Annotated in this window: 15 protein-coding genes; 10 read left to right on the top strand and 5 right to left on the bottom strand. The window is 40.1% G+C overall.

Annotation, left to right across the window (positions count from 1 at the left end; genetic code table 11):
- Nucleotides 1-32 precede the first annotated feature (32 nt).
- The 4 genes from rpsA to pyrF all read left to right on the top strand — a co-directional run bounded on the left by rpsA (nt 33) and on the right by pyrF (nt 3,479).
- Nucleotides 33-1,709, top strand: coding sequence for a 30S ribosomal protein S1 (gene rpsA, locus ACFN7Z_RS07540; protein ID WP_159151531.1), 1,677 nt, complete (start codon nt 33-35; stop codon nt 1,707-1,709).
- Nucleotides 1,710-1,870: 161 nt separating this feature from the next.
- A complete protein-coding gene (locus ACFN7Z_RS07545) occupies nt 1,871-2,176 on the top strand; it encodes an integration host factor subunit beta (RefSeq protein ID WP_114837717.1) in 306 nt (101 codons plus the stop codon).
- A 17-nt stretch (nt 2,177-2,193) separates the two neighbouring features.
- A complete protein-coding gene (locus ACFN7Z_RS07550; protein ID WP_004696867.1) occupies nt 2,194-2,559 on the top strand; it encodes a lipopolysaccharide assembly protein LapA domain-containing protein in 366 nt (121 codons plus the stop codon).
- Nucleotides 2,560-2,798: 239 nt separating this feature from the next.
- On the top strand, nt 2,799-3,479 hold the full coding sequence (gene pyrF, locus ACFN7Z_RS07555) for an orotidine-5'-phosphate decarboxylase (RefSeq protein ID WP_004696869.1): 681 nt from the start codon (nt 2,799-2,801) through the stop codon (nt 3,477-3,479).
- A gap of 127 nt (nt 3,480-3,606) precedes the next feature.
- Here pyrF and ACFN7Z_RS07560 read toward each other — a convergent pair whose 3' ends face one another.
- Both ACFN7Z_RS07560 and ACFN7Z_RS07565 read right to left on the bottom strand, forming a co-directional pair.
- Nucleotides 3,607-4,515, bottom strand: coding sequence for a lysine exporter LysO family protein (locus tag ACFN7Z_RS07560; protein WP_159151530.1), 909 nt, complete (start codon nt 4,513-4,515; stop codon nt 3,607-3,609).
- Nucleotides 4,516-4,560: 45 nt separating this feature from the next.
- A complete protein-coding gene (locus ACFN7Z_RS07565) occupies nt 4,561-6,066 on the bottom strand; it encodes an NAD(P)/FAD-dependent oxidoreductase (protein ID WP_159151529.1) in 1,506 nt (501 codons plus the stop codon).
- A 148-nt stretch (nt 6,067-6,214) separates the two neighbouring features.
- Here ACFN7Z_RS07565 and ACFN7Z_RS07570 point away from each other — a divergent pair, with 148 nt between their 5' ends.
- From ACFN7Z_RS07570 to ACFN7Z_RS07585, 4 genes are all read left to right on the top strand, one after another.
- Nucleotides 6,215-7,222 (top strand): AraC family transcriptional regulator, encoded by a 1,008-nt coding sequence (locus ACFN7Z_RS07570; RefSeq protein WP_010326843.1) that lies wholly within the window; start codon nt 6,215-6,217, stop codon nt 7,220-7,222.
- Between the two features lie 85 nt (nt 7,223-7,307).
- Nucleotides 7,308-8,459, top strand: a complete 1,152-nt coding sequence (gene zapE / locus ACFN7Z_RS07575; protein ID WP_010326842.1) for a cell division protein ZapE — start codon at nt 7,308-7,310, stop codon at nt 8,457-8,459.
- 362 nt (nt 8,460-8,821) lie between these two features.
- Nucleotides 8,822-10,984 (top strand): malate synthase G, encoded by a 2,163-nt coding sequence (locus ACFN7Z_RS07580; RefSeq protein WP_010326841.1) that lies wholly within the window; start codon nt 8,822-8,824, stop codon nt 10,982-10,984.
- 260 nt (nt 10,985-11,244) lie between these two features.
- Nucleotides 11,245-11,907 (top strand): SOS response-associated peptidase family protein, encoded by a 663-nt coding sequence (locus ACFN7Z_RS07585; RefSeq protein WP_010326840.1) that lies wholly within the window; start codon nt 11,245-11,247, stop codon nt 11,905-11,907.
- A 5-nt stretch (nt 11,908-11,912) separates the two neighbouring features.
- On the opposite strand, the gene ACFN7Z_RS07590 is transcribed toward ACFN7Z_RS07585, so the two are convergent.
- Nucleotides 11,913-12,377, bottom strand: coding sequence for a MarR family winged helix-turn-helix transcriptional regulator (locus ACFN7Z_RS07590; protein ID WP_004696885.1), 465 nt, complete (start codon nt 12,375-12,377; stop codon nt 11,913-11,915).
- 153 nt (nt 12,378-12,530) lie between these two features.
- The gene (locus ACFN7Z_RS07595; protein ID WP_228127578.1) at nt 12,531-12,806 is read right to left on the bottom strand and encodes a hypothetical protein; all 276 of its coding nucleotides are present in this window, start codon (nt 12,804-12,806) and stop codon (nt 12,531-12,533) included.
- Between the two features lie 582 nt (nt 12,807-13,388).
- On the opposite strand from ACFN7Z_RS07595, the gene ACFN7Z_RS07600 reads away from it, so the two are divergent.
- Entirely contained in the window at nt 13,389-14,915 is a 1,527-nt protein-coding gene (locus ACFN7Z_RS07600; RefSeq protein WP_010326838.1) for a TerC family protein, read from the top strand.
- Nucleotides 14,916-15,161: 246 nt separating this feature from the next.
- Nucleotides 15,162-15,893 (top strand): hypothetical protein, encoded by a 732-nt coding sequence (locus ACFN7Z_RS07605; RefSeq protein ID WP_005401169.1) that lies wholly within the window; start codon nt 15,162-15,164, stop codon nt 15,891-15,893.
- A gap of 24 nt (nt 15,894-15,917) precedes the next feature.
- Here the strand turns inward: ACFN7Z_RS07605 and thiM are convergent, their stop codons facing one another.
- Nucleotides 15,918-16,793, bottom strand: coding sequence for a hydroxyethylthiazole kinase (thiM, locus tag ACFN7Z_RS07610; RefSeq protein ID WP_005401170.1), 876 nt, complete (start codon nt 16,791-16,793; stop codon nt 15,918-15,920).
- Nucleotides 16,794-16,795 lie beyond the last annotated feature (2 nt).

Genomic DNA, 16,795 nt, shown 5'->3' on the forward strand with positions numbered 1-16,795 from the left:
GATCCAAGACCGCTGACTTTATCAGGTATATCATGACCGAATCTTTTGCAGCCCTCTTTGAAGAAAGCGAATTAAACATCAACGTTGAAAAGGGTGCTGTCATCCAAGGCGTTGTAGTAAACATCGATTCTGATTGGGTAACAGTTGACACTGGCCTTAAATCAGAAGGTATTGTTGACCGCGCTGAATTCTTAAATGAACAACGCGAACTTGAAGTTCAAGTTGGCGACACTGTTGATGTTGTTGTTGAAGCGCTTGACAACGGCATGGGTCAAACAGTTTTATCACGTGAAAAAGCGAAACGTGCTGAAACTTGGACTAAACTTGAAAAAATCTTTGAAGACGGCGAAATCGTTACTGGTGTTATCTCTGGTAAAGTTAAAGGCGGTTTCACTGTTGACATCGGTCCAGTTCGTGCGTTCCTTCCAGGTTCTTTAGTTGATACTCGTCCTATTCGTGATACTACTCACTTAGAAGGTAAAGAGTTAGAATTTAAAGTAATCAAACTTGATGCTAAACGTAACAACGTTGTTGTATCTCGTCGTGCTGTTATGGAAGCTGAATCTTCAGCTGACCGTGAAGCTCTTCTTGCTCAGCTTGAAGAAGGTCAAACAGTTACTGGTACTATCAAAAATCTTACTGACTACGGTGCATTCGTTGACCTTGGCGGTATTGATGGTCTTCTTCACATCACTGACATGGCTTGGAAGCGTATCAAGCACCCATCAGAAGTTGTTGAAGTTGGTCAAGAAGTTACTGTTAAAGTACTTAAGTTTGACAAAGAACGTAACCGCGTATCTTTAGGTCTTAAGCAATTAGGCGAAGATCCATGGTTAGCGATCATGAACCGTTACCCTAAAGGTTCAATCGTTAAAGCTCGCGTAACTAACTTAACTGACTACGGCTGTTTCGCAGAAATCGCTGAAGGCGTTGAAGGTTTAGTACACGTTTCTGAAATGGATCACACTAACAAAAACATCCACCCATCTAAAGTTGTTCAGATTGGTGATGAAGTTGATGTTATGGTTCTTGAAGTTGACGAAGAGCGTCGTCGTATCTCTCTTGGTATCAAACAAACTCGTGCTAACCCATGGGAAGAGTTTGCTAAGAACCACGACAAAGGTGAAAAAGTTTCAGGTACTATCAAGTCAATCACTGACTTCGGTATCTTCATCGGTTTACCAGGCGGTATCGATGGTCTAGTTCACTTGTCTGACATTTCTTGGAACGAACAAGGCGAAGAAGCTATCCGTCGTTACAAGAAAGGTGACACAGTTGAAGCGGTTATCTTGTCTGTAGACGCTGAAGGCAACCGTATCAGCCTTGGTATCAAGCAAATGAACAGCGATCCGTTCAACGATTTCTTAGCTGCTAACGAACGCGGTGCGCTTGTAAAAGGTACTGTAACTGCTGTTGACGCTCGTGGCGCAACACTTAAGTTAGCTGACGAAGTTGAAGCGACTCTTAAAGCATCTGAAATCAACCGCGACCGCGTTGAAGATGCAACTAAGTTCCTTGAAGTTGGTCAAGAAGTTGAAGCGAAAATCATCAACGTAGATCGTAAATCTCGCTCTATCAACTTGTCTATCAAAGCGAAAGACGAAGCTGAAGAGAAAGAAGCAGTTGCTAACTTGAAGACAGCAACTACTGGTCAAGACAATGGTCCTAAGACTATTGGTGATTTGATCAAAGCTCAAATGGGCAACTAAGTAGATGTTTGAATTGTATTGTTAATGTAAGTTAACTAATACTTTTTACACAAATACAATAAACGGTAGCGTAGTATTCACTTATTACGCTACCGTTTTGTATTTAAACAGGTTATTATCAATCTATCTACAAGGTAGCTTGATAATTAAAGAGGTCGCAGATGACTACTGAAGCACTTAATAAGTCTGACTTAATAGAGCGTATTTCTCTTAAAAACCCGCACTTAGCAGAGCCATTAGTGGAAGAAGCTGTTAAGATTATGATTGATCAAATGATTGAATCTTTGTCTTCAGATAATCGTATTGAAATTCGTGGTTTTGGTAGTTTTGCACTCCATCACCGTGAACCTCGTGTTGGGCGTAATCCTAAAACGGGTAAGTCAGTAGAAGTGGCTGCTAAAGCTGTTCCACACTTCAAACCAGGTAAAGCATTACGTGATGCAGTAAATGAGACTGCAGGCGAATAAAATTTATTGGGGTGCTTATGCGTTACGTATTATTCGCATTATTAATTGTACTGTTTGGCTACTGCCTAGCTTTGGTACTACAAAACGGAACTGAGCTAACCGTTGATCTGTTGTTTATACAGGTTCCAGCAATGCGTTTAGGTCTATTGTTATTATTGACAATGGCTTTAGGGATTGTGTTGGGTTTGTTAATTGGTGTTCAGGTATTTCGTGTATTCCAGAAAGGTTGGGAAATTAAGCGACTACGTAAAGACATTGATCACCTTCGTAAAGAGCAGATTCAATCCGCTCAGTTGGCTGCTGCTGAAGCTGCAGCACATACAAGACATGAAAAAACGGTGTTAGACATCAATCCTAATGATCGTCCATCTACACCGCTTTAAGCCACAATATGAAGTAAGATTTTTATCTTAGGAAGTATTGAAGCAAGTTTGATTTAAACGCCTTTGGATATATAGCCAAAGGCGTTTTTTATTGTGCTTTAAAATATTGATAACTATATAAAAAGTATATGAATAAATAACTTAGTTTGAATTTTAAATGGTTTTTAGAAAAATAGTCTTGGTCGTTTTAGGCTTAATCCGTATAATGCCATAATTTTGTGAGTTTGAAGGGTCTCCCCATGAGTATTATTGTTGCCTTAGATGCAAAAAGTCATTATGACGCAATGACAATTGCTGGGCAATTAGACCCTCAATTATGCCGTGTAAAAGTCGGTAAAGAATTATTTACCCATGAAGGCTCATCTATTGTTAAAGCTTTACATGGTGAAGGCTTTGAAGTCTTTCTAGATCTAAAATTTCACGATATTCCAAATACGACTGCGCAAGCGGTATGTGCTGCTGCAGATATGGGGGTTTGGATGGTAAATGTCCATGCTTCAGGTGGCCGTAAAATGATGGAAACCTGTGTTGAGCGCTTAAAGGCTGGCAATTATAATACTCAACTGATTGCAGTAACGGTGTTAACTTCAATGGGCCGTGAAGATTTAGCCGATATTGGTCTGGATATTGAACCATTTGAACAAGTCAAGCGTCTAGCAAAACTGACTAAAGACAGTGGTTTAGATGGTGTGGTATGTTCAGCGCAAGAAGCAAAAATGCTGCGTGAGACTTTAGGTTCAGAGTTTGCCTTGGTGACGCCGGGCATTCGCCCTGAGGGTTCAAGTGCGGATGACCAAAAACGTATCGTAACGCCAAAACAAGCAATGTTAGACGGTGCAACACATCTAGTGATTGGTCGACCAATTACGCAGTCTGCAAATCCGTGTCAGATGCTCAAAGATATTTTAGCGACGCTTTAAGCGACTAGAAATTTAAAAAGCCTTTCTTTCGAAAGGCTTTTTTTATGGATTAAATCTTAAAAGAATTGTTGGTGAGCGAAGTGGCAACAGCAAAATAAAAAGACTGCATTGAATAGAGTGCTATACTTTACAGAGCAGCCAATACACTGACAACAATCGGTGCCAAAACTGACAGGATGAAACCGCTCACCATGGCATGTGGAATAAAGTCATTCCCACAGGCTTGTTTGACCATCGGTAGTGTAACATCCATTGCTGTAGCTCCTGCAGATGAAATTGCAGAGCGAGGGTAACGCCAGCCAATAATGTACATAAACATAATCGCAAAGATTTCTCTGAACAAATCATTCATCAGTGCAATACTGCCTAAATGTGCATTCTTTAACTCCGTGACCACAATGCCAGTCATAGAGTAGAAACCATAACCTTGAGACAACATAATCAGGTCTTTTAGTTGAATGCTCGGCACAAAATAGGCCGTTACAAACGCCCCGATAATTGAACCCAGAATACAACCAAGTGGTACGAGCAGTATTTGCCAGTTCAACCATGAGCGATCTAGTGGGGAATAGGCTAAATCAAGCCCGATCAGGAACATAAAAACCAGTAACAAGTTCCATGTGCTGATATGAAGGGTATAGCCGAAACTTGAAGATAGCTCTGCAAAGCCATAACCCAAGGCCAGTGCGATAAATGCATAACTGATATTGATTAATGATTTGCTCACAAGGCTCATGGACACTTTGCCATGACTCGGTTGGTAGCCCAAAAGTTTAAATAATATGTAACAACAGACAAAAGCACCGATACTGGTCATCACTGCTAAAAGCGCTGCATGATTGAGTATCTGCCAAGGTTGGGCAATGTTATGCAAAGTCGTTGAAAACTCAATCGCAATTGCGATTAAGAGAATATAAGTAAAATAGGGGAGGATTTGAAAGGCAAGTCGTTCAAGCCATTTGGGTAAACGACGCGCCAAAACAAATCCAAGTGCTAAACAAATAAGAAGCTGAAAAATCAACCAAAACGATTGCATGTCAAATAAAGTGTGAAAAAATACTAACTTATTATGACCGCGATCTTAACTTATTGCTTGACTATCTTGCTTAGAATTTAAAAAACGATAGTCTGCTGGATTGGCTTTTCGTGTTTTTAGCCAATATTTCCATGTATAGCTTGGCCATAAAGAGAAATTTTTCCCGTCCGCTTGTTGATACCAGCTGACACAGCCAGATTGCCAAATGGTATCTGTAAATTGACTTTGTAAATGCTGATTAAATTGGTCTTGAATATCTGCTTTCACAACGATTGCTTGAGATTGGATTTTTTGTGCCATCTCGATGAGCTGTAGAATGTAATTTACTTGTGACTCAATCATAAAAATAACCGAGTTATGACCTAAGACTGTATTGGGCCCTAAAAGCTGAAATAAGTTTGGGAAGCCTTTGGTGCTAATCCCATAGAAGCTTTCGGCTCCATCTTTCCACGCGTCTGTAAGCTCAACATGATTCAGCCCTGTACAGCTAAAGGATTTAAGATAAATACGTGGGTCAGTCACAAAACCTGTGCCATAGATGAGGCAATCAATAGGACGCTTTTTTCCATCTTTGGTGATGATACTGTCCTCAGTTAACTCCAAAATATCATCGGTAACCAATTCAACATTTTTACGGTTAAAGCTTGGGTAATACTTGTTGGAGACCAAGATGCGTTTACAACCCATAATATAGTTGGGAATCAGCTTATCTGCGGTTTCAGGGTCTTTGACTTGATGGTGAATATACGCTTCTGCTAGTTTTTGTGCATATTTCATGACCTTTGGTTTCATAATGGGAACTACACGAGATTCATTTGTCCAATACAGACGAGCTCGATGAATTTTTCGAAACCAATCAAATCGATTAAACAGTGTTTTCTCAATCGGTAAATAACGACGTTCATCCCGAGGAATAACCCATGCAGCTGTCCTTTGTAGTACGTATAGTTGCTTCACTTTTTCTGCAATTTCAGGAATATATTGAATCGCGCTACCCCCAGTGCCAATAGAGGCAACATTTTTATTGCTGAGGTCATAGTTATGATCCCACTGTGATGAATGGAAAACTTTGCCCTTAAACTTCTTGATGCCCGCAATATGTGGAATTTGTGGTACATGCAGTGGACCAGATGCGAAAATGACAAATTGAGCGGTCAGAGTTTCATTTTGATTAAGGGTGAGTTGCCATAAACACTGATTATCTAAGTAATGTGCAGCACTGACTTCGGTGTGAAAGCGGATATAAGGCTGCAATTGATGCTCAGCGGTAAGTGTTTGCATGTATTGATAAATTTCAGGTGCTTCAGCATAACGTTTAGACCAGTCGGTCTTGGGTGAAAAAGACAAGGAGTAGAGATGTGACTGTACATCACAAGCAGCGCCCGGATATTGGTTTTCACGCCATGTGCCACCTATTTCACTGGCTTTTTCCAAAATTACAAAATCACGAATATTATTTTGCAAAAGGCGAATAGCCATCGCTAAACCACCAAAGCCTGCACCAATAATGGCGATTTTTACCTGCGGGGGTGTTGAATTTGCTGCCTGCATTTGTTTTTCCTTTTTGTTTTACTTTATTGTAGAGCAACTATCCAGAAGGTCTATGATAGCCCTGACAAGAAAATTGATAGATTCGGCAATTGTTGTACGCTAGGTGGCTGTAGTAAAACATAGGCCAATATTTTGCTTTTAATTGATTATGAAACGTTCTGTACTTGGCTTGATGTATTTGATTCAAGGAATGCGTAAAGCAGGAGTCGCAGTCGATCAAAAGTTACAAAGCATTGGCTTACGTGTGGAGTCGCTTGATCCGAATGCGATCATCCATCCTGCTCTAGAGTGGGATATTTTGAAAATCATTGCAGAGGATATTGAGCCTGAGCAAGGCTTGTTCATTGGTCAGCATTATGTCTTGGCAGGATATGGCCCTTTACTGATGTTATTGATGACCAGTCCAACGACACATACCGCGTTAGAACAGGGTATTCGCTATCAAAGTTTGACACATTTGAGTGGCTTATTGGGTTTAAAAAAACAAAATGATCAAGTCGCACTGTGTTATCTACCACGAGACTTGCAAACACCTGTGGGACAGTTGCGTGCACATTCTGAAATAGCGGGAACCTATAAGTTTTTACAAGATATTTATAAGATGATTGGGCTGGAAATGCCTGAGATTCGAATTACTTTACCTGTTGCACGACCTGATGATGCGAAAAAACTGGCGCTCTACCAGCAGGTTTATGGTCAGCAAGTCAGTTTTGGTACGCAGCAAGCTGAATTTTGGTTTGATGAATGGGTTTTAAATGTACCAATTCCCTCAGCAGATTTGATGACATTTAACGTTTATGCAGGCAAATGTCAGGTGGAATTACAACGTTTGGAAGAAACGGCAGAACAGCCGAGTCTGATTCAGCGGGTACAGGATTATTTGGAGTTACAACGTGGTTTACTGCCGACCATGGCTGAAACCGCACAAGCGTTGAATTTGCCAGAGCGAACCTTAAGACACCAGTTGCAACAGTTAAATAGCAGTTATAAACAAATTCGTGAGCAATTAATGAAAGACCGTGCACTACATTTAATGGAATATCAGGAATATTCCATTGAAATGATTGCAGAGTTATTGGGTTACTCGGAGCCTGCAGCCTTTAATCATGCATTTAAACGGTGGTTTGGTTACAGTCCACGACAATATGGGAAATAGCCTAAGCATAATTATGCCAAAGTGTTATATATTAACTTTTCCACTCCGCTATAATTGATATAGCCTAAAAACAGTATTAAATGATATGTCAGATTTTAATTCACCTACCGCATTCAGTCCCTTATCTCCTGCAGAGCGTTATGCTCAAGCCTTAGCATCCGGGCAGTTCATGTCTGATGAGGCACAAGCTCAGGCCGTTCATGAGCTGGATCGCGTATGGCATGAATTAATTCAACGTTTTAAGGCATCTAAAAAAGCATTCCGTCGTTTCCGCCGTCAAACTTCTCCCCGTGGTGTATATATGTGGGGTGGTGTAGGTCGTGGTAAAACATGGTTGATGGATCAGTTTTATGACTCAATTCCATTTCGTCGTAAAACACGGATGCACTTTCACCATTTTATGCAACATGTACATCGTGAGCTCAACAAGCTTTCAGGTCAGCGTAACCCTTTAGATGCGGTTGCAGATCAAATTTATAAAGAAGCAGTGGTCATTTGTTTCGATGAGTTCTTCGTCTCGAATGTGACGGATGCCATGATTCTTAGTGATTTGTTCCAAAAGCTTTTTGCACGTGGCATTACCTTGGTGGCAACCTCAAACATTGCGCCAGATGGTTTATATAAAAACGGCATTCACCGTGATCGTTTCATTCCAACCATTGAAATGGTGAAGCAGCAGTGTGTGATTTTAAATGTAGATGCAGGCGTGGACTACCGTTTGCGTGTTTTAAAGCAAGCGCAACTCTTTAAATCACCTTTAACACATGAGCACCAACGCTGGATCGCACAGCGTTTTAGCGCATTGACACAGACTCAAAACATTTCAGATGAGCCGATTATTATTAATAATCGTATTGTAGAAACGGTCGGTCATACTGAAGATGTTTTATGGTGTGAGTATTCAGAGCTGTGTTTAAAACCACGTAGTCCTGCTGACTTTATCGAAATTGCAAATATTTATAATACGGTGTTGGTGAGTAATGTTCCGCATTTGACCGATTATCTTTCTGAAGGCACACGTCGTTTTATTTATCTGGTCGATGAGTTTTATGACCGTGGGGTAAAACTGATTTTAACCTCAGAAGATACAATTATTGAATTGTACTCTGGTGATAAATTAGCCTTTGAAATTGAACGCACGCGTTCACGTTTATTGGAAATGCAATCAGATGATTACTTGAATGAAGCACATCGACAAATACAAGCTGAAGCAAGTAAACAACAAGAAGAAATTTAAAAATATAAGCACCCAAAAGGGTGCTTTTTTTATGTGCATTTTCATCGATTAATTTATCGACTTTTTTGAATAATCATGGCTTAATCAGGATTGAAAATAGGGAGAATATTGGTTTTAAGTGTAAAAAATATACAAAACTGCACTTAAGTCTAATTTCGGCATTTCAAAAACTTAATAAACTACTAAAGAGCATTTTGTAAATTGATAATGCTTGTGCCTTGAGCAGTATTTTATTTGGTAGTTTGTATACTTTATTAAATAAAAAATGATCACTATTTCGCACAGTGATATTACTATTCAGCCAAGTTTAAATCGGTATACTAGAATCTCTTGTATAAAAAGTAGCAATATCAGGAAAGACAATGACTGCACGTATTCAAAAAGGCAAGTTAGCGATTGCTAAAGAACTTTACGATTTCATCGAAAATGAAGCACTTCCAGGTTCAGGTTTGGACAGTGAAACTTACTGGAAAAACTTTGAACAAGTCGTTGTCGATCTTAGCCCAAAGAACAAAGCACTATTGGCTAAGCGTGACGACATTCAAGCGAAGATCGATGAATGGCACCGCAACAACAAATTTGAACTTGGAGCTTACAAAGCTTTCCTTACTGAAATTGGCTACTTAGTACCAGAAGTAGAAGATTTCCAAATCAGCACAGAAAATGTAGATGAAGAAATCGCATTATTGGCTGGTGCGCAATTGGTAGTACCTGTGCGTAATGCACGTTACTGCTTAAATGCTGCAAACGCACGTTGGGGCTCTTTATACGACGCACTTTACGGTTTTGATGTGATCCCAGAAGACGGTGGCGCGGAAAAAGGTAAAGGCTATAACCCTGTGCGTGGCGACAAAGTTATTGCATTTGCTAAAAACTTCTTAAATGAAACCTTCCCATTAGCGAATGGTTCGCATGCTGATGCGACAAAATATGCAGTTGAAGGCAAAAAGCTAGTTGTGACGTTAAAAGACGGTTCGACATCGACTTTGGATAAAGAAGCACAATTTGTTGGTTTCAATGGCGAAGAATCTGCTCCAACAGAAATCGTACTTTTAAACAACGGCCTACACGTTGTGATTGAAGTTGATGCAAACAGCCCAATTGGTAAAACAGATGCGGCTGGCGTAAAAGATTTAGTACTTGAGTCTGCTTTAACCACAATTCAAGACTTAGAAGATTCGATCGCTGCTGTAGATGCAGAAGAGAAAGTTGAAGGCTACCGTAACTGGTTAGGTTTGATGAAGGGTACACTTTCAGAGTCTATCGAGAAAAATGGTAAAACTGTTACGCGTACTTTGAATAAAGACCGTACACACAAAAACTTGATCGGTGGTGAAACGAAACTTCATGGCCGTTCATTGATGCTTCTTCGTAACGTGGGTCACCTAATGACCAACCCTGCGATCTTGGTAGATGGTGCTGAAATTTACGAAGGTATCATGGATGCATTAATTACTCCGCTATTGTCTTTTGCAGACATTAAAGGTGAAAACGAAAACAAGAACTCTCGTAAAGGTTCAATGTACATCGTAAAACCTAAAATGCATGGTCCTGAAGAAGTTGCTTTTGCTGTTGAGTTGTTTGAGCGTTCAGAACAAGCGCTTGGCTTGCCTGCAAAAACTTTAAAAATCGGTATCATGGATGAAGAACGTCGTACTTCTGTAAACTTGAAAAACTGTATTGCTCAAGCGAAAGACCGTACGATCTTCATTAACACGGGTTTCATGGACCGTACTGGAGATGAAATCCATACCTTTATGGAAGCAGGTCCATTCGTTCGTAAGGGCGAAGTGAAATCACAAATTTGGTTCCCAGCATATGAAAACCGTAACGTGATGATCGGTCTTCAAGCGGGCTTACGTGGTAAAGCACAAATTGGTAAAGGCATGTGGCCAAAACCAGATATGCTTTTAGACATGTACAAAACCAAGATTGAACATCCAGAAGCGGGCGCAAGCTGTGCATGGGTTCCTTCTCCATCTGGTGCTGTCATTCATGCGATTCACTATCACCAATGCAACGTGTCTGAGCGTCAAAAAGAATTATTGAATACAGAGCCTTTATCATTAGATGATTTGTTAACACCACCTTTAGCGACAGATACCAACTGGACTGAAGAAGAGAAAACCAAAGAGCTTGAAAATAACCTTCAAGGGATCTTGGGTTATGTTGTGCGTTGGGTTGACTTGGGTGTAGGTTGTTCGAAAGTTCCAGACATCAATAACGTGGGTTTAATGGAAGACCGTGCAACTTTACGTATTTCATCTCAACACGTTGCAAACTGGTTACGTCATGGCATCGTATCTGCGGCGCAAGTTGAAGAAGTGATGCAGCGTATGGCGAAAATCGTTGATGAACAAAACGCAAACGATCCGCTTTACACGCCTATGGCACCAAGCTTCGATGGTTATGCATATAAAGCAGCGTATGACTTAGTGTTTAAAGGTGGTGAGCAGCCATCAGGTTATACAGAGCCACTTCTGCATGCTGCACGCTTGAAGTTAAAAGGTTATACAGGTGACTAATCTGTAAATCTAAAAAAGCCTCTTCGGAGGCTTTTTTATTGGACGAAATAAGTCGTACTCTATCCTTAGAGGAAAACAATAAGACTGATTTAATTTTGGGTAATAGTGATCTATAGATTGGCGCTTGCTTAGAGCTATGAATGGGTTTAAGCATAGGGCTAAACAAGTATTTCAGCTAGACGCTGCGGATAAAAGCCTTATACAATTCATTATATAAAGCTCGTCATACTATTGTTAACCATCAAGTTGGATGAAAATCCATGTGCGCTAATTTTAAACCTCTAACCCTTGCTCAAGTACAACAGTTTGGTCTCCCTGAAATTCCTTTTGATTATGTCGAAGAAGTCTATCCTGGTTATGAGTTGCCTTTATTGTTCAAATCAAATTTAGGATTTGAGTGGTGTAAGGTACATTTTGGTTTAATACCGAAATGGGCCGAAGATAAGAATATTGCAAGCAAAACCTATAATGCTCGAAGTGAGACACTTCTGCAAAAGGCCAGTTTTATTGAAGCGACTTCCAAATATCAGTTTGGGGTGATCCCAGTTTTTGAATTTTATGAGTCAAAATATATAGAACAAAAGCCACAGAGATGGGGTGTCAGACGACAGGATGGGCAAGTGATATTTGTTGCTGCACTTTATGAAATCTGTCGTATAGCAGGCGAGGTAGTGCCTTCAGCAACCATGCTTACAATGGATGCTATAGACCACCCAATGATGCGGGAGTTTCATGAGCCGGGTGATGTGAAGCGTTCAGTAATCGTGATTCCACATCAACGCTTAGAGGAGTGGCTCAGCTGGAAATCACCAAATATTCAATCCTTTGTACAAGGCTTTCCTGTTAAAGAGTTTGAATGTTCACATGTGCCGAAAATAAAAGTCGAAAAAGAGAGTCCCCAACTCAACTTTTTCGACTTTTAAGCGGTTTAGCGAGCTAAATTTTTAAACACGTGTTTTAAGCTTTCCATCATTTTTTCAATTTGCAAAGGTGTTAAGCCTTCAAATGATTGCTCAAGCACAACACTGGTGAGATCATTAATCTTATTGGTCATTTCAACACCTTTTTCGGTGAGAAGGACGCGGGTGATACGAGCATCGTCTTCACAAGAATAAGTTTCAACCAATCCTTCATCTTTTAAACGATAAACAATTTTGGTGGTTGTCGACATTTTAGAGACCACCATGTCAGATAAATCAGAAACACTGGCATGTGGCTTTGAATCTAGAGCTAGTAAAATACGACGACGTGAGTTATCTAAACCATACTTTTTTAAAGCGTGATCGACATTGAGTACATACTGTGCATGTACTTGTGTTACCCAGTAAAATGGAAAACTTTCTAAAGAAAAATCTTCAGAACCTGGTAGGAACTTACTGTACTTTTTGGTCATGTGACGGATTCCCCGTGAATCGTATTTTTATTTTATAGATCATTTGAACACATTTTATGTGAACACTCATACACTTATCAATACAAAATTACTGGATTTATCACCATAAACGAAATTTGTTAATGGATAACCTTGGCCAGTAATCAAGAAAATTTAAGCGTGGCTGTTTAGAAGAGACAGGGCATAACTGTCTTTATCCTGATGGAAGCTCACAATACTTTGCGCAAATTGTACAACTTCATCTTCGACTTCAGCATTCTGGTGAGAATCCAAAGAAAGTTTAGCCATCGGAAAACCGTCCTGTAGAACGATAGGCAAGTGCATTTCAAACTTTTGGTTATTATGCGAAACCAGAACTTTAACTTGATGCTGATCAAATGAGGAGTCTAAATGCAGATATACGCCTTCATAGCTAGTATTCGCAAGCATCTTTGACGTCTTACTGAAGGTCAATGCTTTTTCATTGTTCATAGCGATGAATCCTGTCTTCGATTATTTTGATCGGACTATCAATCCGTACATCCTTGGTTCGAGCAACTGACCAATCTTACAATAATGCTGGTCGTGTTTCATTTTAGTGAAAAAAATGGATTTGTGAACTAGCGTTTTTAACAAAAAGTGTCATTCATAGGAGCCATAAATGTAGTAAATTGATGTTTTTTAATTATTATTAAAATAAATAATTTAATAAAAACAATTGTTTGCTTTTTGTTTTAAGGTGCGTTTAATTAGAAAAACTAAAAAGTGACCGCCGCGTCTAATCTTTATTGAATGCGACAATTGGCATTAAGTGACAAAATTTCGAACAGAGATTTCGATATTTTTATGTATTTTTTGCATAATAAGTGGTCGAATATTAAAATTTTGTTAAAAACTATAAAAAAATTATTACAAGCCAAATATCTCAGGCATAATTATTTCATCTTTAGTTGAACAGGTCATAAATATGGATCCGTCGCCGTGCAGGTCTATGCTTTTAAAACAGAAACATAATTCTGGGGTAATAAAATAATGGAATTTTTATTAGATCCGGGAATATGGGTAAGTTTACTTACACTTATTATATTAGAAATTGTTTTAGGTATTGATAACCTAGTCTTTATTGCCATTTTGGCCGAAAAACTTCCTCCTGAGCAACGTGATAAAGCGCGTGTCATTGGTCTGTCGCTTGCACTTTTAATGCGCTTGGGCTTGTTGTTTATCATTACTTGGTTAGTCACGTTGACTCGACCGCTGATTACTGTCTTAGATTGGACATTCTCTGGGCGAGATCTCATTCTTTTATTTGGTGGCTTGTTCCTAGTCTATAAAGCCGTTACCGAATTGCATGAAAAAATTGAAGGTAAGCCCGAAGTTAAGCTGACCACCAATGTGGTCTACGCAGGTTTCACCGCAGTTGTGGCACAGATTGTGATCCTTGACGCGGTGTTCTCACTGGATTCGGTGATTACCGCGATTGGTATGGTCGACAACATTAATGTGATGATGGTGGCTATGGTCGTTGCCATGGTGGTCATGCTGTTGGCGTCGAAACCATTAATGACTTTTGTAAACCGTCATCCGACTGTGGTCATCTTGTGTTTAAGCTTCTTACTCTTGATTGGTATCAGCCTGATTGCGGAAGGTTTCGGCTTCCACATTCCTAAAGGTTATATCTATTCGGGTATTGGTGTTGCCATTGCGATTGAAGCCTTTAACCAGTTTGGTGAGCGTAATGCGGCAAAACATGAAGCGAAAATTCCACTACGTCATCGTACTGCGGATTCTATTTTAAAACTCATGGGTGGCAAGCTCCAAGCTGAAGACCCTGATCAGCTTCAAGCACAAGAAACTTTTGCGGATGAAGAACGTTATATGATTGGCGGTGTATTGACATTGGCTGAACGTTCGGTCGCGTCGATCATGACACCGCGTAGTCAAATTTCGTGGGTCAATCTTGATGATTCACCTGAGAAAATTCGTGAACAGGTACTGTCTGTGCCGCACAGTTTATTTCCAGTGTGCCGCGGTAGCTTGGATAAAGTGATCAGCATTGCGCGCGCCAAAGAATTGCTCGATGTCTTAGATGATGAAGAGCAATTGAAAGACCTGATCAAACGTCATCGTCCAATTTACATTTTTGAAAAAATGAAAGTCATTGATGCGATTAATACGTTAAGAACGTCTAAAGGTTCATTGGTTTTGGTGAGCGATGAGTTTGGTAATGTGCAGGGCCTTGTTTCACCGCTTGACGTATTTGAAGCGATTGCTGGTGAATTTCCCGATGCCGATGAGCAACTTGATTTGGTGAAGGTTGATGATCAGACGTGGAAGGCGACAGGCATGCTGGATTTATATCAGCTTGAACTGGAACTTGGGATGATCGATTTGGTTGAAGAAGATGCGGGCTATATTAGTGTTGCCGGTTTAATCCTAGATAAAACTCATGGTGATGTACACGTTGGGACTCAACTGGACTACCGTGGTGTTCACTTTGAAGTGCTTGAGTTGGATTCAAACCGAATTAAGACCGTGAATATTAGCTATCGTACTGCTTAATCATTGCAATAATAGATTGTGAGAAAAAATGCCAGCTTTGTGCTGGCATTTTTTCTGCTTATAAAATAAGCGCTATGCACTTAAATAAAAAGCAGTTATTCTATGCCCGCAATTGGGTTGTCGTATTGCGTACTTGAAATTACCTGTTTGGTGAAGACAGCTTGTTTCTATCCCTATGGTTATCAAAGCATTGCATTTAGACTATAGCAGTAAAACAAGTGATCAAAATAAGAACGGAAATACTTCATGCAACTTATGGAAAAGGTCGTTGATTTTAAAAAGCTTTCAGTAGAGAAAAAACAAGTTCTATTTGAAGAGCTTGAAACTTTTGATCGACAAATTTTCCCAAATGCAATCCAAGAAGAACTACATCAATTAGTATATAACCCTGATGTAGTGGCATTACCAATTATTCGTTTTTATCATCGCGGAAAAATAGTTGGGCAAAATATTATTGCTATATTGAAGCTTAAGACAGCGCATCAACCTTTATATATTCTTAGCTCGCGTGCAGCTTTTTTACCTGATTACCGAAATCAAAACAGAACACTTTTATCCGCAATTCGAGTGACCTTGGGTTATCGTTTAAAATATCCCACGCGTCAGTTATGGTTTGTTTCGAGTTTGATGCAGCCAAAAGTATATCGGCTGTTTGCTTCACGTTCAAAACGCTTTTATCCGCGTGCAGAAGTGCCAATGCCTAAGGATTACTTACAGGTTCTTGATCTAATGCAAAACCGTCATGTGAATGTGCAACAGCGCAGTGAGGATGTGTTTGTGCATCCTTGTGTACTGCCGCAGACCACGCCTGAACAATTGATTCGGCTTCGAAATCGAGCCAGTCGTCATATCAACTTTTATATGCAACATACGCCTGATTATTTTATTGGTATGGGTTTAATGTGTATCTGTAAATTAGATGTGCTGACTCTGCTAGAAGCGGCGATGAACGTGCTTTTAGGGCGAGAAGTTACCTAAGCAGAAACTCTCGCCATACTTTATTTAGGCTGAGGTACGGATAAGCTGTATATCCGCATATTTATAAATGGTTTCAGCTTTCATTTGATGAATGTGATCCATAAACGCTACATTAAAACTTCCTGTGCTTTGGCTTCGGGCATATGCAAGCTGCCCAGCAATGGCAAAGTGGACATGCGCAGACAGCGCTGCAATGACAGGATTGGTGACTGCGCTATAGGCTGCAATTAATGCACCAAGGGCACAACCTGTAGCAGTAACTTTGGGTTGTAAATGTGAACCACCATTGACTTGGATTACAGCATCAAGTTGTTTGGAGAGAATATAGTCAGACTCACCAGAAATGGCAATGACTTCAGCCTGCGCTAAAAGTGTTTTTGCTTGATGGTAAACATCAGCACTGCTTGCAGTACTATCAACGCCTTTGGTTTCGATCTGGTTTCCCGCAAGTGTGCTGATTTCAGATGCATTTCCACGAATAACCGTGGGTTGAAAAGCTAACAGCTGATTCACCATTTCAGAGCGCCACTTTAAAAACGGCCCATATCCCACAGGGTCTAATACCCACGGAATGTTTTGCTGCTGCGCGGTTTGTGCCGAGATTTGCATGGCTTGCATTTGTTCAGAGGTTGGCGTACCTAGATTAATACTGAGCGCTGCACTAATGCGTGTGAAACTTTCAGCTTCAAAGGGATTATCAATCATGGCAGGTGAGGCGCCTGCAGCCAATAAAACATTGGCTGCATAGTTGGCAGCCACACTGTTGGTGATACATTGTACCAAAGGTTGTTGCGTTTGCAGGGCAGTCCAAGCTTCAGCAACATATGCCACCAAGACATCGGTTTGGTCTTGAATCGATTGTTTTGTGTTAAGCAAGGACAGGTCTAAAAGCTGGGTCATAG

Origin of the sequence: Acinetobacter sp. P1332 (assembly GCF_044057475.1) — a bacterium.
Lineage (GTDB): Bacteria > Pseudomonadota > Gammaproteobacteria > Pseudomonadales > Moraxellaceae > Acinetobacter > Acinetobacter johnsonii.